19 protein-coding genes are annotated in these 23588 nt (G+C 42.5%); 11 read left to right on the top strand and 8 right to left on the bottom strand.

Translation table 11 applies throughout. The annotated features are described in order from the left end of the window. Nucleotides 1-247: 247 nt before the first annotated feature. From G4D82_RS03495 to ftsY, 5 genes are all read left to right on the top strand, one after another. The gene (locus G4D82_RS03495; protein ID WP_166334556.1) at nt 248-1504 is read left to right on the top strand and encodes a CinA family nicotinamide mononucleotide deamidase-related protein; all 1257 of its coding nucleotides are present in this window, start codon (nt 248-250) and stop codon (nt 1502-1504) included. Between the two features lie 156 nt (nt 1505-1660). Continuing rightward, on the top strand, nt 1661-1897 hold the full coding sequence (rpmB, locus tag G4D82_RS03490; protein WP_166334554.1) for a 50S ribosomal protein L28: 237 nt from the start codon (nt 1661-1663) through the stop codon (nt 1895-1897). A gap of 12 nt (nt 1898-1909) precedes the next feature. Then, a complete protein-coding gene (gene rpmG / locus G4D82_RS03485; RefSeq protein ID WP_166334552.1) occupies nt 1910-2092 on the top strand; it encodes a 50S ribosomal protein L33 in 183 nt (60 codons plus the stop codon). Nucleotides 2093-2117: 25 nt separating this feature from the next. Further along, nucleotides 2118-2270: a DUF4295 domain-containing protein gene (locus G4D82_RS03480; RefSeq protein WP_022828526.1), complete on the top strand. Its 153-nt coding sequence runs from the start codon at nt 2118-2120 to the stop codon at nt 2268-2270. 328 nt (nt 2271-2598) lie between these two features. Then, entirely contained in the window at nt 2599-3570 is a 972-nt protein-coding gene (ftsY, locus tag G4D82_RS03475; protein ID WP_166334550.1) for a signal recognition particle-docking protein FtsY, read from the top strand. A 321-nt stretch (nt 3571-3891) separates the two neighbouring features. On the opposite strand, the gene G4D82_RS03470 is transcribed toward ftsY, so the two are convergent. Then, nucleotides 3892-4962: a serine hydrolase domain-containing protein gene (locus G4D82_RS03470; RefSeq protein WP_166334548.1), complete on the bottom strand. Its 1071-nt coding sequence runs from the start codon at nt 4960-4962 to the stop codon at nt 3892-3894. Between the two features lie 100 nt (nt 4963-5062). On the opposite strand from G4D82_RS03470, the gene G4D82_RS03465 reads away from it, so the two are divergent. Then, nucleotides 5063-5503, top strand: coding sequence for a lipocalin-like domain-containing protein (locus G4D82_RS03465; protein WP_166334546.1), 441 nt, complete (start codon nt 5063-5065; stop codon nt 5501-5503). Beyond that, nucleotides 5484-5780, top strand: coding sequence for a DUF721 domain-containing protein (locus tag G4D82_RS03460; protein ID WP_166334544.1), 297 nt, complete (start codon nt 5484-5486; stop codon nt 5778-5780). Before G4D82_RS03465 ends, G4D82_RS03460 begins: the two co-directional genes overlap by 20 nt. Nucleotides 5781-5852: 72 nt before the next feature. Here the strand turns inward: G4D82_RS03460 and G4D82_RS03455 are convergent, their stop codons facing one another. The 3 genes from G4D82_RS03455 to bshC all read right to left on the bottom strand — a co-directional run bounded on the left by G4D82_RS03455 (nt 5853) and on the right by bshC (nt 9686). Beyond that, nucleotides 5853-6272, bottom strand: coding sequence for a nucleoside-diphosphate kinase (locus G4D82_RS03455; RefSeq protein ID WP_166334542.1), 420 nt, complete (start codon nt 6270-6272; stop codon nt 5853-5855). A 161-nt stretch (nt 6273-6433) separates the two neighbouring features. After that, complete coding sequence (locus G4D82_RS03450) at nt 6434-7945, bottom strand: T9SS type A sorting domain-containing protein (protein ID WP_166334540.1); 1512 nt, start codon at nt 7943-7945, stop codon at nt 6434-6436. 151 nt (nt 7946-8096) lie between these two features. Next, entirely contained in the window at nt 8097-9686 is a 1590-nt protein-coding gene (bshC, locus tag G4D82_RS03445) for a bacillithiol biosynthesis cysteine-adding enzyme BshC (protein ID WP_166334538.1), read from the bottom strand. Nucleotides 9687-10174: 488 nt separating this feature from the next. Here bshC and G4D82_RS03440 point away from each other — a divergent pair, with 488 nt between their 5' ends. The 4 genes from G4D82_RS03440 (at nt 10175) to G4D82_RS03425 (ending at nt 15941) form a co-directional block, all read left to right on the top strand. Beyond that, a complete protein-coding gene (locus tag G4D82_RS03440) occupies nt 10175-12349 on the top strand; it encodes a B12-binding domain-containing radical SAM protein (protein ID WP_166334536.1) in 2175 nt (724 codons plus the stop codon). A 95-nt stretch (nt 12350-12444) separates the two neighbouring features. After that, complete coding sequence (locus G4D82_RS03435; RefSeq protein ID WP_166334534.1) at nt 12445-12927, top strand: acetyl-CoA carboxylase biotin carboxyl carrier protein subunit; 483 nt, start codon at nt 12445-12447, stop codon at nt 12925-12927. 27 nt (nt 12928-12954) lie between these two features. After that, nucleotides 12955-14397, top strand: a complete 1443-nt coding sequence (gene accC / locus G4D82_RS03430; protein ID WP_166334531.1) for an acetyl-CoA carboxylase biotin carboxylase subunit — start codon at nt 12955-12957, stop codon at nt 14395-14397. Nucleotides 14398-14399: 2 nt separating this feature from the next. After that, nucleotides 14400-15941 carry an acyl-CoA carboxylase subunit beta gene (locus G4D82_RS03425; RefSeq protein ID WP_166334529.1) on the top strand — a complete coding sequence of 514 codons (1542 nt, stop codon included), beginning with the start codon at nt 14400-14402 and terminating at the stop codon, nt 15939-15941. An 88-nt stretch (nt 15942-16029) separates the two neighbouring features. Here G4D82_RS03425 and G4D82_RS03420 read toward each other — a convergent pair whose 3' ends face one another. Genes G4D82_RS03420 through G4D82_RS03405 form a run of 4 tightly spaced genes read right to left on the bottom strand, consistent with a single transcriptional unit; the run spans nt 16030 to nt 23585 of the window. After that, the gene (locus G4D82_RS03420; RefSeq protein WP_166334527.1) at nt 16030-18693 is read right to left on the bottom strand and encodes a DUF7619 domain-containing protein; all 2664 of its coding nucleotides are present in this window, start codon (nt 18691-18693) and stop codon (nt 16030-16032) included. A gap of 24 nt (nt 18694-18717) precedes the next feature. Further along, nucleotides 18718-20823 carry a DUF7619 domain-containing protein gene (locus G4D82_RS03415; protein ID WP_166334525.1) on the bottom strand — a complete coding sequence of 702 codons (2106 nt, stop codon included), beginning with the start codon at nt 20821-20823 and terminating at the stop codon, nt 18718-18720. Between the two features lie 39 nt (nt 20824-20862). Beyond that, nucleotides 20863-21624: a LytR/AlgR family response regulator transcription factor gene (locus tag G4D82_RS03410; RefSeq protein ID WP_166334523.1), complete on the bottom strand. Its 762-nt coding sequence runs from the start codon at nt 21622-21624 to the stop codon at nt 20863-20865. Then, nucleotides 21621-23585, bottom strand: coding sequence for a tetratricopeptide repeat-containing sensor histidine kinase (locus G4D82_RS03405; protein WP_166334521.1), 1965 nt, complete (start codon nt 23583-23585; stop codon nt 21621-21623). The genes G4D82_RS03410 and G4D82_RS03405 overlap by 4 nt, the downstream gene beginning before the upstream one ends. Nucleotides 23586-23588: the final 3 nt, after the last annotated feature.

Genomic DNA, 23588 nt, shown 5'->3' with positions numbered 1-23588 from the left:
TCGTTGCAATTTTTTTGAAAATTTGCCTTCGCTGTTGCTGCGGCCAATCCTCAAAAAAGATTTCCACTGCTATCAGGGCTAGGGCAACAGATAATCAAGCATTTCCCGATATAGTTAGTACTTTCTAAAAAATAATCGATTCATTCATTGTACATCGATTAACTTAATAATTTTGCACTAAGGCACTAAGGCACTAAGGCACTAAGGCACTAAGGCACTAAGGCACTAAGGCACTAAGGCACCCAATATGAAAGCAACCATAGTCACCATCGGCGACGAAATTCTCATAGGCCAGATTATCGATACCAATTCCGGTTTCATAGCCAAAGCGCTCGACAAAGTGGGCGTAGCGGTGCACGAAATGATTTCCATTTCCGACGACCGCAACCACATTTTAGACACTTTTTCACGATTGCAGAACCAAACTGATTTTGTAATCATCACCGGCGGCCTCGGCCCGACCAAAGACGATATCACCAAACACACTTTTTGCGAGTATTTCGAGGATTCATTGGTTCGCAACCAAGCTGTTGAAGACCACATCGTGAAGCTGTTCGAGAAAATTTCTACCATTAGGCTTTCGCAAGTCAATAAAGACCAAGCTTTGGTTCCTTCAAAATGTACGGTGTTGCACAACGCCCACGGCACTGCTCCGGGCATGTGGATTCAGAAAGAAAACACCGTTTTTATTTCACTTCCGGGTGTTCCGTTCGAGATGAAAGCGATTGTCACCAATGAAATTATTCCTAAAATTGTCAAGGAATTCAAACGGCCGTACATTCTTCACAAAACCATTCTGACATACGGACAAGGCGAAAGCATGATTGCCGAGCGCATCGAAGCTTGGGAAAACAATTTACCGGAGTTTGTAAAGCTCGCTTACTTGCCCAATCCCGGTCGTGTTCGTTTAAGACTGACCGCGCGTGGCACTGACAAAGAGCTTTTAGAAAGGGCCGTAGCAGATCAAGTCACTTCCTTAACTAAAATTATCGGAGACATTATTGTTGGCTTTGACGAAGGCGAAACTTTAGAAGTCGTTTTAGGCAAACTGCTCACGCAATACGGTAAAACAGTTTCCACAGCCGAAAGCTGCACCGGCGGAAAAATTGCGCAAATTCTAACTTCCATTCCGGGTTCGTCGCAATATTTCAAAGGCAGCGTGGTGAGTTATGCCAAAGAAGTGAAAGTAGATGTGCTCGGCGTTTCTGAGCAAACCATCGAAAAATATACAGTTGTCAGCGCAGAAGTAGCCGAAGAAATGGCTACGCAAGTTCGAAAAATCCTCAAAACTGATTATTCGATAGCTGTCACCGGAAACGCTGGCCCAACTACAGATGAAACCAATGAGGAAGTAGGCGTGGTGTTTATTGCCATAGCATCGCCGAGCGAAGTGGTTTCGCACAAGTTCAATTTCGGTCAACCGCGCGAGAAAGTCATCGACCGCACCGTCAACAAAAGCATGGAACTCTTACAGAAAGAAATCCTTGAAGACTTTGCAAACTGATTTCAAGCCATATTTTCCTTAAATAATTCGGCTGTTTTCACGGTAGTTAAACCAAATAAAAAAAATGAAAAAAATCTGTAATAATTATTTTGCAGTAAGGTTTATTTTTGTTTTCTTTGCACCCTGATTTTGAATAACGATAAAAGATAAAGCATCATGTCAAGAGTTTGTGACCTTACAGGTAAAAGAGCGATGGTTGGAAACAACGTTTCCCACGCGATGAACAAAACGAAAAGAAAGTTCTCCGTGAACCTCATCAAAAAGCGTTTTTATCTTCCTGAAGAAGACAGATGGATCACGCTAAGAGTAGCGGCTTCTACTATAAAAACAATCAATAAAAATGGAATTTCTGCTGTGCTTAAACAAGCGCAAGCCGATGGTTTCATCAAATAATAATACAGCAAGATGGCAAAGAAAGGCAACAGAATCCAAGTGATTTTAGAGTGTACCGAGCACAAAGCTTCAGGTGTTCCTGGAACATCTCGTTACATTACGACTAAAAACAAAAAGAACACTCCGGATCGTATGGAGATCAAAAAATTCAACCCGATCCTAAAAAGAGTAACCGTTCATAAAGAAATTAAATAACAAGAGGTTTTAATTATATTGAATCATGGCAAAGAAAACCGTAGCAACCCTGCAAACCGCTTCTAAGAGATTATCCAAAGCCATCAAAATGGTAAAATCTCCTAAGACTGGCGCTTACACTTTCGTAGAGTCAATCATGGCTCCAGAATTGGTAGACGAATTCTTGAAAAAGAAATAATCGCAAACTCAGCATATAGAACAGCTACTTTCATTCGGAAGTAGCTTTTTTATTTTATACATTTACGCAGTTTTTTTAGAAGCTGATCCGGCTGTCCACTGTATCTTTTGCTCTGCTGCGCGCCGCAAAAGGATGCCGTTCCCATCCGGGCTAGGGGTTCTGATTACATTTGAGGTTTCACTTTTAATCAGAACTATTGCGCCAAAATCAATTAAAGTAAAGCTGGATGTTCAACCAAACATTCTGCTCTTATATCAAATGAGCTAGGAAATCGGTATCACTTTGCGCCTTGGCGTCTTTGCGAGCCATCACCATCAAACAACAAACCATGAGTTTTTTCAAAAGAATATTCTCTTCCGAAAAGAAAATCACCGAAGAGCAAAAAGAAACCCTCGACAAAGGACTCGAAAAATCCAAAACCAGTTTTTTCTCGAAGCTCACCAAAGCCATCGCCGGAAAATCTAAGGTTGATGATGAAGTCTTAGACAACCTCGAAGAAATTTTGGTTTCCTCAGATGTCGGGGTCAATACAACACTCAAAATTATCGAGCGCATCGAGAAGCGTGTCGCCGAAGACAAATACCTCGGCACCGACGAGCTCAATCAAATCCTGCGCGATGAAATTTCCGGTTTGCTTTCCGAAACCAATTCCGGAGAAGCTACAGAATTTGTCATTCCGGTCAACGTGAAGCCTTACGTGCTGATGATTGTCGGCGTGAACGGTGTTGGAAAAACCACCACAATCGGGAAACTCGCGCACCAGTTCAAAAAGCAAGGTTACAAAGTAGTACTCGGAGCCGCAGATACGTTCCGAGCCGCCGCCATTGACCAGTTGCAAGTTTGGGCCGATAGAGTAGGAGTGCCGCTGGTCAAACAACAAATGGGCAGTGATCCGGCTTCAGTTGCTTTCGATACTTTGCAAAGTGCCGTAGCCCAAAACGCCGATGTGGTTATCATTGATACCGCAGGCCGCTTGCACAACAAAACCAACCTCATGAACGAACTCACCAAAGTCAAGCGCGTCATGCAAAAAGTGGTGGAGAATACACCAAACGATGTACTTTTAGTACTCGACGGTTCGACCGGTCAAAACGCTTTTGAGCAAGCCAAACAATTTACAGCTGCTACAGAGGTTACGTCACTAGCAGTTACCAAACTCGATGGTACGGCCAAAGGTGGCGTTGTGATTGGCATTTCAGACCAATTCCAGATTCCGGTGAAATACATCGGTGTTGGCGAAGGCATTGAAGATTTGCAAGTATTCAACAAATACGAATTTGTCGATTCGTTTTTCAAGTAAAGTGAACGCGCAGTTATTTGAAATCGTTCGCAAAGGCACTGCAATAATCGTTGTGCTTTTTTGCGGGTTTCAGGTTTCGAGAATGTGGAAAGCCTTTCTGGAACGTGTGCCAGTAGAGAATCCTCTATTTCCGCAGAATTTAGAAACTGGAATTCGCAATTACATTATATTCTTTACCGTGATTTATCTATCGGTAGCCGCTGCCAATATTTGGAGTTTCTATACTAAAAAAAAGCTATACGCTATAATATTAATCTCTGTATTAGTTTTGGTTGGTGTACAGGTTTTTTACCCAACAATCATCAATTTTTTCCTCAACCATCAATTGTAAAGCGCATTGATTTTCTGCCATAGCACGTCGTCGAAATCAGACAGTGCTGCAGTTTTTGCATCAGCTGCTTCGCCCATTCTTATGACAACCATTTTCTTCGAGGGAACAATGTAGATTTTTTGGTCATTCTTTCCTAACGCCATATACATATCAGTCGGCCCATTTGGGATTATGCTTCCGGGAAATTCAAATTGGGTTTGTGGCAAATGGTAGCTCGTTTTTCCGTTAAGCCACCACAAATAGCCATAGGCCAAATTGATGTTTTGCGAAGTCGTTGTCGCCTGGTTGAAGAAATCTTCATTCAGGATTTGTGTCGAATTCCATTTTCCTTTATTATACATCAAAAGCCCGAAACGCGCCATGCTGCGGGTAGTGCTCCAGTAAACAATGTTGTCTCCAGAGGCAAACCAACCACCGGTCATTCCGATTCTATCTCGAAGTTTTGTATTGAAATAATTTGTCCAAGTTTGCCCGCTTGCTGCAGCCACAACATCTTGCAGTTTTACATAAACGTTGTGGTAAGCCCATCGCGTTCCGGCATCGGCTTTATATTGCAAATTGGCCGGCGCTACATTATCTCCTAAAGCATCGTCCAAACCAGAACTCATGGTAAGTAAATGTTTGCACGTAATCAGGTTTTCTTTTTCAAGCGGTGCGCTAGTCCAACCAGTTCCTATGTATTGCGAAACCTTATTGTTGATATTCAGAAGGTTTTCTTGCTGGGCAATTCCGGTCAATGTTGAAGTTAAGGTTTTTCCAGCACTGGCCCAATACCAAGGCGAGGAAGCACTATGGCCATTGAAATAATTTTCCATCACGATTCGGCCATTTACCAAAATCATGAAGCTTTTGCTGTGTTTGAGTTCTAAGTAATCTAGCAAAGGTTGAACGGCTGCCGTATTCCAATTTAAGTCGGTTATACTTTTGGTTTCCCAAGTATCACTGGCAGTAGGCGGAAAATAAAGCGATTCGGTAGGTATGGGGTTTTCAGTTCTAGCTGCGTCGTCTGAGCTGCACGCCAGTAGCGGAACCAAAAATACAGCAAGCCATAGTTTTTTCATAGTTTCTTTTTTTTTTTCGTCAGACCACATCAAACAGAAATAGTTTATTTTGGCATTTCTTCGATGGAAATTTATCGCTACATTTATTTTTTTTAAAACTATGAAAAAAGTGCTTTCATTCCTACTGGTGTTACTTGTATTTTCAAGTTGTCAGAAGCAAATTTCCGCTTCAGATCTTTCAAAAATAAATGGTTATTGGGAAATCGAAAAAGTGGTTTTCGATGACGGGAATGAAAAACAGTATACTATCAATGAAGTGTACGATTTCTTCGAGGTGAAAGACAACAAAGGCTTCCGCAAGAAAGTAATGCCGCAATTAGACGGTACTTTTCTGGTCAACGATACCTATGAAACCATTGTCATTGAAAATCGCAACGGAAGCTATTTCATTAATTGCAGTACTGATTTCGCAAAATGGAAGGAAGAGATAATCAAGTTAAATGACAAAGAGTTGGTGTTGCGCAATCCGTCGAAAAAAGAATACCATTACAAACGCGCGGCGGCGATTAATCTTTTATCTCATGGCAAAAAGGCTCAGTAACGACAGTGCCATAGGCGATATCCTTAAAGAAATTATCCAGGTCAATAAACTGCAACCAGGTATGAACCAAGTGGCGGTGGCCGATGCATGGAAAAACCTCATGGGCAATGGCGTTAATAATTACACGCGTAAAATTACCTTGAAGGGAACAACTTTGTACGTTGAGCTTACTTCTGCGGTTTTGCGTCAGGAACTCAGTTACGGCAAGGAAAAGATTATTAAAATGCTCAACGAGGAATTGCAAAGTGAGGTCGTGAAAGACGTCATTTTGAGATAAAATAAAGCACAAGGAATAAAAAAATCCCACTCGTTTTGAAGTGGGATTTTTGTTTTATTTCAATTTTGAAAATTAGAACTGCTCTCTTCCCGCAAAGTGGAAAGCGCTTTCAATAGCCGCATTCTCATCGCTGTCTGAACCGTGAACGGCATTTTCACCGATTGACTTAGCGTATTTTTTACGGATAGTTCCTTCAGCAGCATCAGCAGGGTTGGTAGCACCGATTAAAGTACGGAAAGCTTCTACAGCGTTGTCTTTCTCAAGTATAGCTGCTACGATTGGGCCGCGAGTCATGAATTCAACCAATTCGCCGAAGAACGGTCTTTCAGAGTGAACAGAGTAAAATTTTTGAGCGTCAGCCACCGTAAGTTGTGTCAGTTTCAAAGACACGATTTTGAAGCCTGCTTCAGTAATCATATTCAAAATGCCTCCGATGTGTCCGTTCTCGACAGCATCCGGTTTAATCATGGTAAAAGTTCTATTGGTTGCCATTTGTTTTGTTTTAAAATTAATTTTCATTCAATTCGCCATCCTGGCTCGGGCGGCGTGCAAAAATAAGCCTTAATAATCGATAATTACAAACTATTTTGACGATTATCAAAAAAAAATCCCCTGCTTTGGGCAAGGGACTTTTAAATATTAGAAAACTAAAATTAGTTCTTAATCAACTTCGCTGTTTCAGTAGCATTAGCCGTTGAAATTTTTGCGAAATACATTCCAGCGTTTAAGCTTGTAGCATCTACAGTAACGTTCATATCTTTCGGATTGATAGTCATTACTGTTTTTCCTAACATATCCACGATTTGGATAGACTCGATAGCTTGTTTAGCCGATACGAAGTTCCAAACGTTATTGGTTGGGTTAGGAGATACTCTAAAGTTATTGGAGTTGAAAGTAGTGGTAGCCAAAGAAGGAGTGAAGTTGTATTCACCAGTTACTCTGTTTAAAGTTACATCATAAGTACCAGCAGTAGTTACTGAAATATCAGCACCGTTTTGAGTAGCTGTGCCTGATGGGAAATCTACGCTACCCCAGTTGATATCCCAAGCATTTCCTTGACGGAATTTTGCAGGTCCGACAACTACGTTCAAATTGCTGATAGTGTAAGTAAGACCATCAGTTGTAGCCATTTGGTGTACATCTTCTGGACCCGGGTTTCCAGTGCTTCCTGGCCATCCGCCTACTGCATCACCTACAATAGCGATAGTTGGGATTAAGAAATTGTATGCACCAGTTGATCTAACAAAAGTAATATCATAAGTACCAGCAGCAGCTACTGGAATATCTGGACCACCTTGAGTACCTGTTCCAGTTGGGAAAGCTGTATCACCCCAGTTGATTGTCCATGCATTATCTTGACGGAATTTAGCAGGTCCTACGACACAAGCCAATTTTTCAATTTTGTAATTTTCACCATCGGTCGAGGTTAATTGATTAGTGTCTTCTGGACCAGGATTTCCAGTGCTTCCAGGCCATCCGCCCACAGCATCACCTACAATACTTACAGGTGGAATTAGTGGAGCCAATTCAAATGAATAGTCACCTGTTGAAATGTTCAAAGTAACAGTTGAATATACGCCAGCTACCACTGGAATGTTGTCAGCATTTCCTTGCAAAGTACCCGTTGGAAAAGAAGTTTCTCCAAACACAGAACCATCAATATCAAATTGACCAGTACCATCAACCAAAGTAACGTTGGTAGCACGGAAAGTATCTGTAGCAAAAGGAGCTAAAACAATTCCACCAGCCTCTGTTACAGATGAACCAATTAATTTTACAACCGGAAGTGGCGATCCTGATTCGAAGTTGTATACACCTGTTGTAGCATTCAAAGTAACAGTGTAAACACCAGCAATAGGAACGATAATGTCGCCAGAGCTAGTACCTGTTGCAGTTGGGAAAGCCCCAGCCCACTCGAATCCTGCACCACACCAGCAGTTGTTGGCTCTCAATTTACAAGGACCAGCAGCGATAGTAATGTTTTCGATAATCCAGTTATCGGCATCCACTTGGGTCAATTGGTTAATGTCAGTCGGGCCAGGGTTTCCAGGCTCTCCAGGCCAACCACCAACGGCTGTTCCTACCAAAGCTACAGAATTTACCTGTGCATTCACACCGAACGCCATCATGCAAACCGTAACTAATAAAAGTAATTTTGTTTTCATAATATTTTAGTTAAATAATTTATACTTCGCTAATTTAAGGTAAAAATGTTTCTTACCGATTATACAACTCTTAAAAAACAAAACGAAAACGTTTTCGTGTTGATAAGATTATCTGACATCTGTTGTCGTAGAAAAGTTGATATCGCTAAAATCACAACACCAACACCTTAAACTCATTTCCCAAAGGGTCAAACTCGTCGATCATCTTTGAAATCATTTCCTGTCCAAACTCCACATAAAACTCAGAGAAATTGGCTTTTCTCTCCTGCAAGCCGCCGCTCGGGAACAACGCATTTTGCAATTCGGTCATTCGCGAAAGTTCTTGCTCGTATTTTCTTTTCTGGGCTTTGAGCAATCTTTTTTCGAGATACTCCAAACCTTTGATTTGCTTAGCCTCTTGCGCTTTCACTGCGCCGGAGAATGAAGGATCGGTTTTGTGAGCTAAGGCGTGTAAGTAATGAAATTGCGTTTTCAAATGGTCTTTCTGAATCGATAAATCTATCGGGAAATCTGAAAGTTCTTTAGTTTTTTGGTTGACCAAATCGATAGTTTTTGAGAACAAATTTTTCCAACTCAAACCCAATTTGTCTGCTTTGTCTGCTTGTTTTTGAGTTGCAATCAAAGCAGAATTCCGCAAGAGCAAGATGGGAAACGGCACTTTCACTGCTTCAAAATAGGATTTCAGTTCGAGCCAATAAGCCAATTCGCCGCCGCCGCCAATATAGCACAAGTTTGGCAAAATCACTTCTTGGTACAACGGACGCAACATCACATTTGGGCTGAATTTTTCCGGATGTTTTTCTACCAAATTCAAGATTTCATCTTTGGTGAATGCTATTTTGGTGTCGTTCACCTTGTACTTTCCATTTTCAAGAACAATCCTTTCGCGCAATTCATCTTCAATATAAAATAAATTAATCTCGCGCGGATTCACCTGAATGGCATAATCCTTCAGTTGCTCAATCGTGGCCAACACTTCCCGATGAGCGGTTTGCTGCAACAATTCTTCCTTTATATAAGGTGTGAATTCTTTCTTTAGCGAAACATCATCAGCATCAATAATTACCAAGCCGTGTTTTCCAAAAAGCTCGTTAGCAATAAATCGCGTGGCTTCGGTCAAGGTTTTGTGCTGCAGATACGCTTTTTTGAACAAGTCTTTTAGGAATTGCGCGTTGGTGCTTTGCCCGATTTCTTTCTCGAAAACACTGTAAACTTCCGCCAAACCTTCAGTGGAATGTCGTCCGACTGGTCCTGAACTCTCAGTGTTCCAACGGATTTTTTTTCCACGCAAATAAAAGTGGTTGATTTCCTCAAAATCGTGGTCTTCGGTAGCCATCCAATACACCGGAACAAAATCTTGCGCCGGATATTTTGCCTTAAGCGTTTTTGCCAAATTGATTGCCGTGATAATTTTATACAAAAAGTACATCGGCCCGGTAAACAAATTCAGTTGATGGCCGGTAGTTACGGTAAATGTACTGTTCTCGGCTAGCGCTTTGATGTTCATTTTCGTCGCCTCACTAACCATTTGGTTGGCATATTGTTTTTGGAGTACGGACACCAAAACTTCGCGATGCGCAGCAGGAAAATCCGCTTGTTTTTCACGCAGTTGTTCGCCAAAATTCTCTAGGTTAGGAAATCGGTGGTAAAGCCCTGAAAGCTGCGGTTGCTGGTTCAAATAATCATTCATCAAAGGAATAAAATAACCAGAATCCTGGTAGCTAATACAGTCGCTGGGCATAGTCAGAAATTTTTGTAAAAGTAAAGAAAACGAACGTTAAAGGAATGACAAATTTTTCTCAGTCACTGCAGTAGTTTTGTTTTCAGGAGCCGGGAACCTGCTGTACGTTTCAATCTTTTGTTCTGAACCCCAGAACAAAAGGATTTTCACTTCCATCAGGGCTAGGGCTGTGGATTTATGATTGTCGATTGTCGATTTTTGAATTGGTTTACGGAAAGTTGATTTTTTAGAGGCACTGCGTGTAGACCGCTTCGCTGCAAGATATTTAAGGAAGCTTGAATTGTAGTTTTATCAAAGTGGTTTTTAAAATACAGTACCTGTTGACCGTTAATTCCACGATTCAAGCTAAAAGCTAATCGCTGATAGCTGACAGCTAATCATACCGCTAATTCCACAAATCCAACAACTCACAACCGAATCCCGACGACCGACGACTGACGACCGAAGCCCGACCAACAACTTTCAACCAAAAATCCTACATTTGCCCCATGACCCAAGCTTTGCTCATCACGCCGCCGTTCACGCAACTCAACACGCCATATCCGGCTACGGCTTACCTCAAAGGTTTCCTGAACACCAAACAAATTAGTTCAGCACAAGCCGATTTGGGCATTGAGGTCATTCTGAAACTGTTTTCCAAATCGGGGTTGCAATCGCTTTTTGAATACGCTTCACAGAACCAGCAACCGACATCTGACAATTGCTCACGTATTCTTGCGCTCAAAGACCATTACATCCAAACCATTGATTCGGTTATCGCTTTTCTGCAAGGCAAAAATCCAACGCTGGCCTTGCAGATTACCCAAGGCGATTTTCTGCCCGAAGCTTCCCGTTTTGCGCAACTCGACGAACTGGATTGGGCCTTTGGCAGCATGGGCACGCAAGACAAAGCCAAGCATTTAGCCACTTTATACCTCGAAGATTTATCGGATTTTATTGTCGAATGCGTTGATGCGCATTTTGGTTTTAGCCGTTATGCCGAACGTTTGGGTCGCAGCGCGAATTCGTTTGACAAACTTTACGAAGTTTTACAGGCCGAGCCAACTTATATCGACGAAGTATTGTTTTCCATTTTGAAAGAAAGAATAGCCGAAGTGCAACCCGAATTTTTACTTATTTCGGTGCCATTTCCGGGGAATTTATATTCGGCTTTCCGCTGTGCCCAATGGATCAAAAAGCACCATCCCAATATTAAAACCGCAATGGGTGGCGGATTTCCCAATACCGAATTGCGCTCACTCACCGAGTCACGTGTTTTTGAGTTTTTTGACTTTATCACTTTAGATGACGGTGAACTTCCGGTAGAATTGCTACTGACTTCCGTTTCAGAATACAAAAGAACTTTTTTACTCGAAGACGGCGAAGTCGTTTATAAGAACAATTCCCTCCAGCCCGATTACAAACAAAGTGAAGTCGGCACACCCGATTATTCCGGTTTGCTTCTTGACCGATATATTTCGGTCATTGAAATCGTCAACCCGATGCACAAAATGTGGAGCGACGGCCGTTGGAACAAGCTCACGATGGCGCACGGTTGCTATTGGGGCAAATGCACTTTCTGCGATATTTCGCTCGATTATATCAAGATTTACGAACCGATTGCCGCCAAATTAATCGTTGACCGCATCGAACAGCTTATCTCACAAACCGGCGAAACCGGATTTCATTTCGTAGACGAAGCTGCACCACCAGCGCTCATGCGTGAAGTAGCATTAGAAATTATACGCAGGAAAATCGTGGTGACTTGGTGGACGAACATCCGTTTTGAAAAAAGCTTTACCCAAGATTTGTGTTTATTACTCAAAGCTTCCGGTTGCATTGCCGTTTCGGGTGGGCTCGAAGTAGCGTCAGATCGTTTATTGAAACTCATTGACAAAGGCGTCACGGTAGAACAAGTAGCCAAAGTCACTCGGAATTTCACCCAAGCCGGAATCATGGTACACGCTTACTTAATGTACGGCTATCCGACGCAAACCGTTCAGGAAACCATTGACAGCCTGGAAATGGTACGCCAACTCTTCGAAGCCGGGGTTTTGCAATCCGGGTTTTGGCACCAGTTTGCTTTAACGGCGCACAGTCCGGTGGGTTTGCATCCAGAAAAATTCGGCGTACTCAAAGAAACAGAAACCATAGGCTCATTCGCCAATAATGATTTGTTGTATAGAGACAAAACCGGTATCAATCACGACCAATTTAGTTTCGGATTGAAGAAGTCGCTTTATAATTTCATGCACGGCATCTGTTTCGATTATCCGTTGCAGGATTGGTTTGATTTTAAAATCCCGAAAACGACTATTCCACCTGATTTTATCGAAAACGCTTTGATAGACGAAACTGCTTTCCAACTGAAGGCCAATGCGAAAATCATTTGGCTCGGCGGTATTCCGATAGCAGCAACTTTTACGAAATCCAAAAAAGGGCAAACTTGGGAAATGATTTCGCTCACTTTTCATGACAAGAGTGCCACTTTTACAATTCAACTCAATCAGTCAGAAGGTGAATGGTTGGTGAAAATGCTCGTTCAAATGGCGGTTTCAAATGCCAAAACGCTGTCCTTACAAGAATTTAGAAAAGACTTCGAAACCCAATTCGAGGATTTTGAATTGTTCTGGTTTTCTAGGCCGATGCAAACTTTGCGTCAAAGTGGTTTGTTGACGATTTAGCAAAAGATGTATATTTATTTTGCATTTATATTGAGAAATATCAGCTAATAAAAATAAATTTACGCTTACATTTACGTCGATTAAAAACCTAATCTATGAGCGATTATAAAGTAAAGGTCAGTGGCGGATTCGAATTCGAACTGGGCCATGAAAGCCTTTCCCAACTCGATGCCGTGAGCGTGGAAAAAGACAAATTCCACATCTTGCAGCAAAACCAACCTTACCGCGCCGAAATTCTCTCGGCTGATTTCAACCAGAAAAAATACACGGTAAAAGTAAACAACAACACCTATTCGGTCTCGATTGCGGGCGCGCTCGACCAACTGATCCAGAAAATGGGCTTTGACATCGGCGCAACCAAACAAATCAACGCAATCAAAGCACCGATGCCCGGGCTGATTATCGAAATTGGTGTGAGCGTCGGGCAAGAAGTCAAGGAAAACGACAATTTGCTCATCCTGAGTGCGATGAAAATGGAGAACAGTTTCCTTTCGCCGCGTGATGGGGTCATTAAGTCGATTGCAGTGGCTGTGGGCGATGCCGTCGAAAAAGGACAATTGTTGGTTGAATTCGAGTAGTCAATTACTTCTATTATCTCTAGAAAAATGAAAAAAATATTAGTGGCCAATCGCGGTGAAATTGCCATTCGGGTGATGAAAACCGCCAAAAAAATGGGCATTCAAACCGTTGCTGTTTATTCTACAATCGATAGGAACTCGCCGCACGTGAAGTTTGCCGACCAAGCCGTTTGTATCGGTGAAGCGCCTTCGAACCAATCTTATTTGTTAAGCAGTAAAATCATTGAAGTTGCCAAATCTTTAAACGTCGATGCGATCCATCCCGGTTACGGATTTTTAAGTGAAAACGCTGATTTTGCCGAAGAAGTCGAGAAGAACAACCTGATTTTTATCGGGCCGAAATCCAAAGCCATTCGCGTGATGGGAAGCAAACTCGCCGCCAAGGAAGCCGTGATGCATTACAATATTCCGATGGTTCCCGGTGTAGACCACGCTATTATCGATATCGAAGAAGCCAAGAAAACTGCCAATGCCGTTGGGTTTCCGATTCTAATCAAAGCTTCTGCCGGCGGTGGCGGAAAAGGAATGCGCGTGGTAGAAAAAGAGGCCGATTTTGAAGCCCAGATGAACCGCGCGATTAGTGAAGCCACAGCAGCTTTTGGCGATGGTTCGGTATTTATCGAAAAATATGTCGCCTCGCCTCGCCACATCGAAATTCAGGTTATGGCTGACAGTCACGGCAATATTCTGTACTTCTTTGAACGTGAATGTAGTGTACAGCGCCGCCATCAAAAAGTCGTCGAGGAAGCGCCATCCGCGGTTTTAACGCCCGAACTTCGCAAGAAAATGGGTGAAGCGGCGGTGATGGTCGCCAAAGCTTGCGATTATTTAGGTGCCGGAACCGTCGAGTTTTTGCTCGATGAAAACCATAACTTCTACTTTTTGGAAATGAACACGCGTTTGCAAGTCGAGCATCCGGTGACCGAATTGATTTCCGGGGTTGACTTGGTCGAACTGCAGATTAAAGTTGCTCGCGGAGAAGCCTTACCGATGAAGCAAGAAGATTTATTTATTCACGGACATGCGCTCGAATTGCGGGTGTATGCCGAAGACCCGATGAACGATTTCTTGCCGAGTGTCGGGCATCTCGATGTTTATCAATTGCCAACCGGTGAAGGCGTTCGTGTGGATAACGGTTTCGAGCAAGGCATGGACATCCCGATTTATTACGATCCGATGTTGTCCAAACTGATTACTTACGGAAAAACGCGTGAAGAAGCCATCGAGCTCATGCTCAAAGCCATCGATGATTATAAGGTTGAAGGTGTTCAGACTACTTTACCTTTTGGGAAATTTGTTTTTGAACATGAAGCCTTCCGTTCGGGTAACTTTGACACGCACTTCGTGAAAAAATATTACGATGCTGAAATCCTGCAGAACCAAAGGAAAACCGAAGCAGAAATTGCCGCTATGGTGGCGCTGAAGCAATATTTCGAAGACCAAAAAATCGTTCGTTTACCAATACAATAATTATGGAATCCAAGATAAAAACCCTCAACGATAAAATTGAGCTGGCCCATTTAGGCGGCGGCGAAAAGCGTATTGCCAAGCAGCACGAAAAGAAAAAGCTCACTGCCCGTGAACGTGTAGAATATCTCATGGACGAAGGTTCGTTTGAAGAAATCGGTTTGCTGGTCACGCACCGAACCACTGATTTCGGTATGGACAAAGAAGTTTATTACGGCGACGGGGTCATTACCGGTTACGGTACCATCAATGGCCGGTTGGTCTATATTTTTGCGCAAGATTTTACGGTATTTGGTGGTGCTTTGTCTGAAACCCACGCCGAGAAAATCTGCAAAGTGATGGATATGGCGCTCAAAGTCGGTGCTCCAATGATTGGGCTCAACGATTCAGGCGGCGCTCGTATTCAGGAAGGCGTTCGGTCGTTGGGCGGTTATGCCGATATCTTTTACCGCAACGTACAATCCTCGGGTGTGATTCCGCAAATCTCGGCGATTCTCGGGCCATGTGCCGGTGGTGCAGTATATTCTCCGGCCATGACCGATTTCACGATGATGGTCGAGAACAACAGTTATATGTTTGTGACTGGGCCGAATGTCGTGAAAACCGTGACCAATGAAGAAGTGACTTCTGAAGCTTTGGGTGGTGCCATTACGCATTCGACCAAATCAGGTGTGGCGCATACGACTTCGCCTAATGGAGTGGCTTGTTTGGAAGATATTAAAACTTTACTCGGCTACATTCCACAAAACAATAAAGAAACTACTCCTCGGTTGCCATACGAACTTGGCGAGGAAACTCGTAGCGAGCTCGATTCGATTGTGCCCGATAACGCGAGCAAACCTTACGATATGCATGAAGTCATCAAAGGCATTATCGACGAGGAATCGTTTTTTGAAATCCATAAGGATTATGCGGAGAACATTATTGTCGGTTTTGCCCGAATTGCCGGAAGAAGTATCGGAATTGTAGCCAACAATCCTATGTTTTTGGCCGGTTGCCTCGATGTGAAAAGCTCCATTAAAGCGGCGAGGTTCACGCGTTTTTGCGATGCGTTTAATATTCCGTTATTGGTATTGGTGGATGTGCCTGGATTCTTGCCCGGAACCGACCAGGAATGGAACGGAATCATCGTACACGGAGCCAAATTACTTTATGCATTAAGCGAAGCCACGGTGCCGAGAGTTACTGTCATTACCCGAAAAGCTTACGGCGGCGCTTACGATGTAATGAATTCAAAACACATCGGAGCCGATATGAACTTTGCTTGGCCAAGTGCTGAAATTGCCGTAATGGGAGCTAAAGGAGCGAGTGAAATTATCTTCAAGAAAGAAATCAGCGAGGCCGAAAATCCAGAAGCCAAACTGCTCGAAAAAGAAGCCGAATACGCCGAATTGTTTGCCAATCCATATACCGCAGCCCAACGCGGATTTATCGATGAAGTCATCTTGCCCAACCAAACGCGTCGCAAACTCATCAAAGCGTTTAGCATGCTGGAGAACAAAGTGGTTGATACGCCGAAACGCAAGCACGGTAATATTCCGTTGTAATTTTGCTATCAACCCAAATAGAAAAAACCGCTCGTCTTGGCATTTTAAGACTGGCGGTTTTTTCGTTGAAAACAAACTAACCAAATAATTAATTCTCTTTCACAATTTTCTGCACTTCACCACCATTTTCAGTCATCACTTTGACGAAATAAACGCCGTTGGCTTTGTCTGAAATATCAAGTGTTGAGTTCTTCTTGTGTTCTAAAATCGTTTGCAATATCCGGCCTTGCGCATCGAAAAGTTGGATTGATTTAATGATTCCACCGGCAGTAATATTCAGTTTGTCTTTCGCCGGGTTCGGAGCGATTTGAATAGATTTGTCTTGTATGAAACTCGGGTTTTTTAAACTGGCAATAACGGTTCTGGCTTCGTTGGTGCTGATCGGCGCGTTGTAATCAAAATAAATATTGGCGGTGTTCAGAATCTCGTCGTCAATTTCTAAATCGGGAAGCGTCTTGATTTTGAACAATACATTGCCATGACCGCCGATAGGGCCATTTGTCGGCGGTAAGTGAATATTTCTAAACACAAATTCAGAAATACTGTCGCGTATTTTGCTTTCTACCGGATGCGAAGCGTAAAGCAACTGCATACTGCTGATGTCTAGTTTATGTATATCGATAATATCTTTCACTACGATATTGGTGGCATCGGCAGTTCCGAGATTTTCAAAGTTGATGTTGTAATGGATGTATTTTCCAACTTGATCGGGTGTAATGGTGCGACCTTCCAAACAGGCTTTGTCATTTGGGTCGTGCGAACTCACGACAGTTTGATGACAGCTAAAAGTATTGTCCGCTGGATTTTCGTCAACATCGTCTTCCACGATCAAAACATCGAAATTCAGAATATCGCCGATGTTCACCGCGGGCGTTTCCAACGGTGTGTTGATGTTCATCACAAAGTCGATCTTTCGGGTTTCGAAAGGCTTTAAATTAACAAAATCCCATTCTAGCTGATTCACATTCTGTAAAGTAATCGCTGGGTTCGATGAGACTAAATCCATGCGTGTATCGTCAAAATCCAGTAAAACAGACGCGTTTTGTATTTGGTTGCCTTTGTTGCGGAAAATGATTTGATAGCGCGTGTCAAAACCCGGACGCGGCGCATCGATAGGCACCAAAACCACTTCAAGATCCAAATGAAAGCCATTGGCAGTGAGACAAAAATCTTGCGTTTGCACCGAGTTGTCTACCAGTGGAAAATTGATAGAAGCATTTACTGGTGAGAAATTGAAATACGATGGGTTCTCCAGTAATGGCGTTACTGTGAAATTGCCAGATTGCGTATAAAAAGCATAGTTTCCAGCGTTATTGGTAAAGGCAGTTTCAGCATTGGTGCCGTCGTCGATTTTCACTTTGATGTATGGATTACTGCTATCACCGGCGTCGCAACCATCGCCTGCAAGGTCGAATGGCAAAGCACCTGTGATGGTATTGTAATTCCCGCCCGGAACAAACGAGCAATAAGAATTCATTACCGCGTTAGGAAGCGCACTCAAGATTTGTTGCTCGATAGAGGTAAACTGACTTTCGTCGGCGCAAATGTATTGCAGGTTTGAGTTCCCCGAAAATAGAATATTCTCATTGCGGCCATTTTTGATGAAAAGCGATGTCAAATCGTTGTCTAAAAGAATCAAAGTGTCTAGGTTGGTGCAAGTACTCACATCTAAAGTGGCCAATTGCGGATTGGTGTTGACGTTGAGTTCATTCAGATTCGTACAGCCATTTAGGTTCAACGAAGTCAAGTTGCCATGCGATACATCGAGTGCAAACAAATTGGTATAGCCGGACAAATCTAAAGTAGATAAGTTGTTGAATTGCAGGCTCAATGCGTAAAGGTTTGGACTATCTGTAAAATCGATATTGGTAAAAGTGCTTCGTCCGATGTTGAGATTCAGCAGCGCACTGCAACCCGCCAAATTAATCGAGTTGACCGTGTTGAAACTCATTCTGATAGTTTGCAAAGTAGCACAATTCTGAAAATTCAACGTACTCAGGTTTGGGCTGAAATAGATTTGGTCGTTGGTCAAGGCAGCGCAACCCGAAAGATTGATGCTGGTCAATTGCTGGTCAAAGCTGCTCGATACCATGATTTGCGCAGTCTGTAAATTAACTAGGTTCGAAAAATCCACGTCAGTGAGCTGGTTCTGATAACAGTTGATTTTGGTCAAACCTGTACAGCCTTGTACATTCAAACTTGTAAGCTGGTTGCCCGAACAGTCTAAGTTCTCCAAATTGGTCAATACAGACAAATCGAGCGAAGTCAAGTTGTTGTTCTGGCAATTCAAATTTTTTAAACTGACCAAGGTAGACACATCCAGATTGGCGAGCAAACAACCCGAACAGTTGAGCGACTCCAACTGTGTAAGCCCATTAAAATTTAAGCCTGAGCACAAAGTTCCATTACAATCTATGGATTTAAGTTGTGGCAAAATCGTGAAATCCAATACGCCGGTGAAGTTGATAAAGCTTATCTGAAGATGCTGTAGATTAGTAAACTCTTCTAACCCCGTTAAATCTGTACCGCCCAAAATAATCCCGCAATATAAGCCGACTACTGCTTGAGCCTCTGCGACTTGAATTTCGCCATCATTGTCAGTGTCGGCGTCGGCATCGCCAATTCCATCAGCGTTCAGATCTACACAGTTACTATTGACTAAAGCTTCTTTTATCAAAGTGTTAGGAATAGAAACATTTTGCCCATAGGTGATGCTGCACAGGAATAGTATCGGGAGAATTATTTTTTTCATGCTACGGAGCGTTTTGAACTAGCTTTATTCTTTAACAATCTTTTGAACTGAACTTCCTTTTTCGGTCACGGTTTTCAAGAAATAAACGCCTTGTGGATGTTTAGTAAAATTGAATCTCGTACTGAATTTACTCAAGGTATGGGTTTCCAAAATTCGGCCTTGTGCATCGTAGAGCTCCAAGGAATTGATTTTGTTTTTGGCTGAAATATCGAGGTAATCTTTCGCCGGATTCGGCGCCATCCAAACGTTTGCGTCTGTAAAGTTTTCTCGACCCATTAGCGCAACAGTCGTGCGTTCTTGATTGGTGTTAATGGGAATGTTGTAGTCGAAATAAATTTGAGCTTCTTGAATGATTTCTGTGCCGATAGCCAAATTTGATTCAGGTTCTATCTTGAATAAAACATTGCCATGACCTCCAATTGGGCCGCCGTTACGTGGTGGCAATTGAATGTTTTTGAAAATGAATTCAACAATATTATCAGTGATTTTGGTTTCTACCGGATGCGAGCTATACAAAAGTCGTAACGAATTGAGCTTGAATTTGGCAGTATCAATGGTGTCTTTGACCACTACATTCAAGGCTTCGGCAGTTCCAATATTTTCAAAATTGATGTTGTAGTGCAAGTACCTGGTGGCTTGCTCTTGTGAAATAGTATGGCCTTCTATGCAAATGGTTTGATTGGCAGCGCCTGATTCTACTACGGTTTGAACATGCGTCGATACATTATCCAGCGGCGTTTCATCGCTCGGCATTGGGTTGACTGTTGCGGTAAATTCGAGTGTGTCTCCTGCGTTCAAACCAAGATTGTTGTGCAAAAGCAAAGTAAGATTGATGGTTCTGGTTTCAAAAGGCTTTAAATTGCTGTAATCCCACGTGAATAGTCCGGGCTGTAACAAATTAAAAGTAGGGTTGGCATTGAGATAAGTAAACAGCACATTGTCAAAACTAAAAGTAACTGTGCCGCTTTGCACCTGATTACCTTTGTTGCGATAAACAATTTTATAAGAAGCTTCAAAGCCCGGTTGTGCTGGGCTGGTTGGAGCAAAAATCACTTCTAAATCAGGATGGTTACCAACGGTTGAAATACAAAAATCGCGCGTTTGCACCGAGTTGTCTATTATGGGAAAACTAACACTAGCATTGAGTGGCGATAAGTTAAACCAAGTCGGGTTTTCTAAATCGGGAGCCACGTTAAAAATTCCGCTGCCGGTGAAAAACGAATAATTACCATTATTGTTCGAGAAAGTACTACCAGTATTTGTTCCATCATTGATAGCCATTTTGATGTATGGACTAGGCGCGTCGTTGCTACAGCCATCGTTCGACAAATCGAATGTAGTATTTCCAGTGATTGTATTGTAATCGCCGCCCGGAGTAAAAGAGCAATAAGTAGATACCGATATATTGTTCAATACATCTCCGGATAATACCTCAAAAACAAATACCTCTTCGCCTTCATCAGTACAAACAAAACGTAAGGCATCAGAACCGGAGAATGACAAAACAGGCGGAAATACATTTTCATGACCAGAAATCACTCCGTTTTTGATAATGATGTGGGTTAAATTCGGGCATTGTTCGGCAGAAAATTCTCTAACAGAAGAACTTGAAATATCTAAAGTGGCTATTGGGTTAAGATCTGCGTGTAAAATATCTAAAGCGGTACAGCCTGAAACATTTAATGAAGTCAATTGGTTGTTGGCACAAGTGAGCGTGGTGAGATTGGTCATGTTTTGCACATCGAGTGTTCCTAGCGGGTTATTCGAACAAAACAAATCCCTGAGTTGGGTAAGCGAACTCAAATTCAATGTGGTAATTTGATTTGCCATACAGTTCAAATTAGTCAGTTGATTCAGTGCGCTGATCGGAAGGCTGGTCAAATTGTTGGTTGAGCAATTAAGGCCGGTCAGATTAACAAAAGCTTCGATTCCGGTTAAATCTGAAATTGAAGCGTTAAACAGGTTCAAAGTCGTCGCGGCGTCGGCCTCTTCAAATTGAATTTCTCCATCAGTATTACTATCAATACCGAGTGATATCAATCTGGATTTGAAATTCGCATCCGGAATATTTACAAATTGCCCTTTCGCGATTCCTGAAAAAAGCAATAAAAAAAGGACTATATTTTTCATGGTTTGAGTTTGTTTGTTTTTGTTTGTTTTGGTCTGGTTTTAAAGCGATTTGAGCAATTCCTGCAGTCGTTCTTTTTTGCGCTGGGCAATCGGTAGTTTGCTGTTATCGCCCATGATCACATAACCGCCGTCGGTTTTGATGTATGATTTGAGATAAGCCAGATTGATCAAATGCGATTGGTGGATGCGTTCGAAACCGTGCTCGGCCAAAAGTTCTTCATATTCCTTGAGCGTTTTGGAAATCAGCAGCGGTTTATGGTTCTTGATGAAAAACTGGGTATAATTGTCCTTGGATTCGCAACGGATGATGTCATTGATCTCAAAAAGATGGATTCCGTCAGTGGTCGATAAGGCAATGCGTTTGAAATGATCTACTTTCTTGCGGATGTTCTCCAGCAACAAATCGATATGCTCGAATGACGTGTTTTTTTCCAAAGCATCTTTCACTTTGCCAATGGCTTTTTTCAGCTCGATCGGATCCACCGGCTTGAGCAGATAATCCAACGCACTGAATTTGAAAGCCATCAACGCATATTGCTCGTGCGCGGTAATGAACACGATATGCGAATTGACTTTGCCGTGAACCATTGCCACTTGTTCGAGAATGTCGAAACCGGTTCCGTCGCTAAGGCGAATATCCAAGAAAACCACTTGCGGTTTAAATTGTTCGATGGCCAGAATACCGCTCTTGACGCTATCGGCTTCACCCAAGATATGCACCTCAGGAGCATGGCGTTCTAAAAGGCCTTTGAGCCCGATGCGTAAATGTTGGTCGTCGTCTATAAGTAAAGCTGTAATCATGTCCTGGGTTTTATGTCTAGGTATTGCACCGGCAGCGAAATGACGATTCTGGTTCCGGCAATTGCGTTCTTTTCATTTCGAATCTCTTCTAGGCGCACATCGGCTTTCTGTTGGGTTTTGCTTTCGATGATTTCGAGTCTTTTTTTAGTGATTTCCATCGCCATAGATTGGTGTGCTTTCACCGAATTCTCTTTCATCTGCATCGATTTTGAAATGCCAATCCCATCGTCGGTTACGGTACAAATAAGTTGGTTGTCAATCAGGTTGAAATATACATCAATATTTCCGTTGCCGTCTTTGGGAACGATGCCATGCAGAATTGCATTTTCCACAAACGGTTGAATTAATAGTGGCGGTAAAGCCATATCATCTTCAATAGACGGGCTCACTCCGATACGGAACTCGAATTTGTTGTTGAACCTGAGCTGTTCAAGTTCGAGATAATTCTGTAAACTTTCAATTTCTTTATCAATCGGAATTAGCGAACCTTTAGAATATTCTAGCGTAAGCCGCATCAGTTTCGAGAATTTCGACAGGTACATAATGGCCAAATCGGCGCCGTTTTGTACGATAAAACTAGAAATCGAACCCAAACAATTGAATACAAAATGCGGATTCATTTGCAAGTGCAGCGCTTTTTGCTCGTATTCTGCTACTTCTTTCTGCAAGGTCAAACGACGTTTAATTTGGAGCCGGTTGTAGGTGACAAAAACCAGCCCAATCAGCAACAAACCGCCGATGACGATGAACCAAGTAAACAGGTTTTGCCTTTTGTTCTGTTCAAGGAGTATAGCTTCGCGTTTCTGGAATTCGTAGTTGAGTTCGGCCCGAAGGAATTTTTTGTTGTTGTCTTCGTTTGTCAGCGAATCGCGCGCGGCCACGTATCCTTTGTAATGTTCGAGTGATTTCGCCGGATTGTTCATCGCGCTATAGATATCGCTGAGCAGTTTTTCGCTGTGAATGGTTTGGTCAATTACACCGATGGATTGCGCCAAATCAAGTGATTTTTGCGCATAGGTTAAAGCATCATTGTGTTTTTGAAGCTCGAAATACAATTCGCCCATATTGTACAAAGCCAAAGCAGCACCGAACGGATTCTGAAGATTTTCGTACGCCGTGAGCGATTTTTGGTAATAAACGAATGCCTTTTCAATATCGTTCTGCTTTTTGAAATAGTCGCCCCAGTAACTTTGCAGTAAAGCGTGGTTGCGGTCATTTTGGTTGCTTTCCAATTCTTTTTGTGCTTTAGAATAATATTGGAAAGCTTGTTTTACATTGCCTTGCTCAAAATAAACTTGGCCGATATTCATCAAGGTAACGCCAAAAGTGGGCTCGTGAAGTTTTTGCTGGATGCTGAGCGCTTTTTTCAAATAAACCAATGCCTTCTCGAGTTGATTTTCTGATTTGTACACTACTGCAATATTGTTGTAGGCTTTAGAAACACTTTTCTGGTTGTTGATTTCCTGATAAATTTTGAGCGCTTTAAAATAATAGTGCAGTGCGATCGAATAGTTGTTCACCTCCGAATACACTACGCCCATACTGGCATAAGCACGCGCCAATCCGTTTTTGGTTTTTTGTAACTGGTCGTCAGTAGTGGTTCGGTCAAGCTGTTTTTTGTAGTGGGTTTCTGCTTGGTTGAAATAAGTAAGTGCGATTTTATATTGGCTGAGAATAATGTTGGCATTGCCCTGATTCATAGCTGCTTCAGCTAGTCCGAAATAGAAACGGATAGGTTGTGCAATTTTGCTGGCTTGCCGAGCATAACTCGTCGTGGCTTGCGGGTCTAATTCTTTGAGCGTGTTGGCCATGGCATTGAGCACCCGAACTTTTGTCGTATCCGACATGCTGGTTTTCAATACATTTTTTAAACTGTCCACGACCGGATTTTGCGACCAACCCAGCACACTGAAAAAGAGCAGTAATAAGCTGGCGATAATTTTGAGGCGAAGTTTTTTCATCTT

It is taken from the genome of Flavobacterium lotistagni, assembly GCF_011392125.1.
Classification (GTDB): Bacteria; Bacteroidota; Bacteroidia; order Flavobacteriales; family Flavobacteriaceae; genus Flavobacterium; species Flavobacterium lotistagni.
Note: the sequence above shows the minus strand (reverse complement) of the source record. Positions and strands in the feature narration are given on the sequence as shown.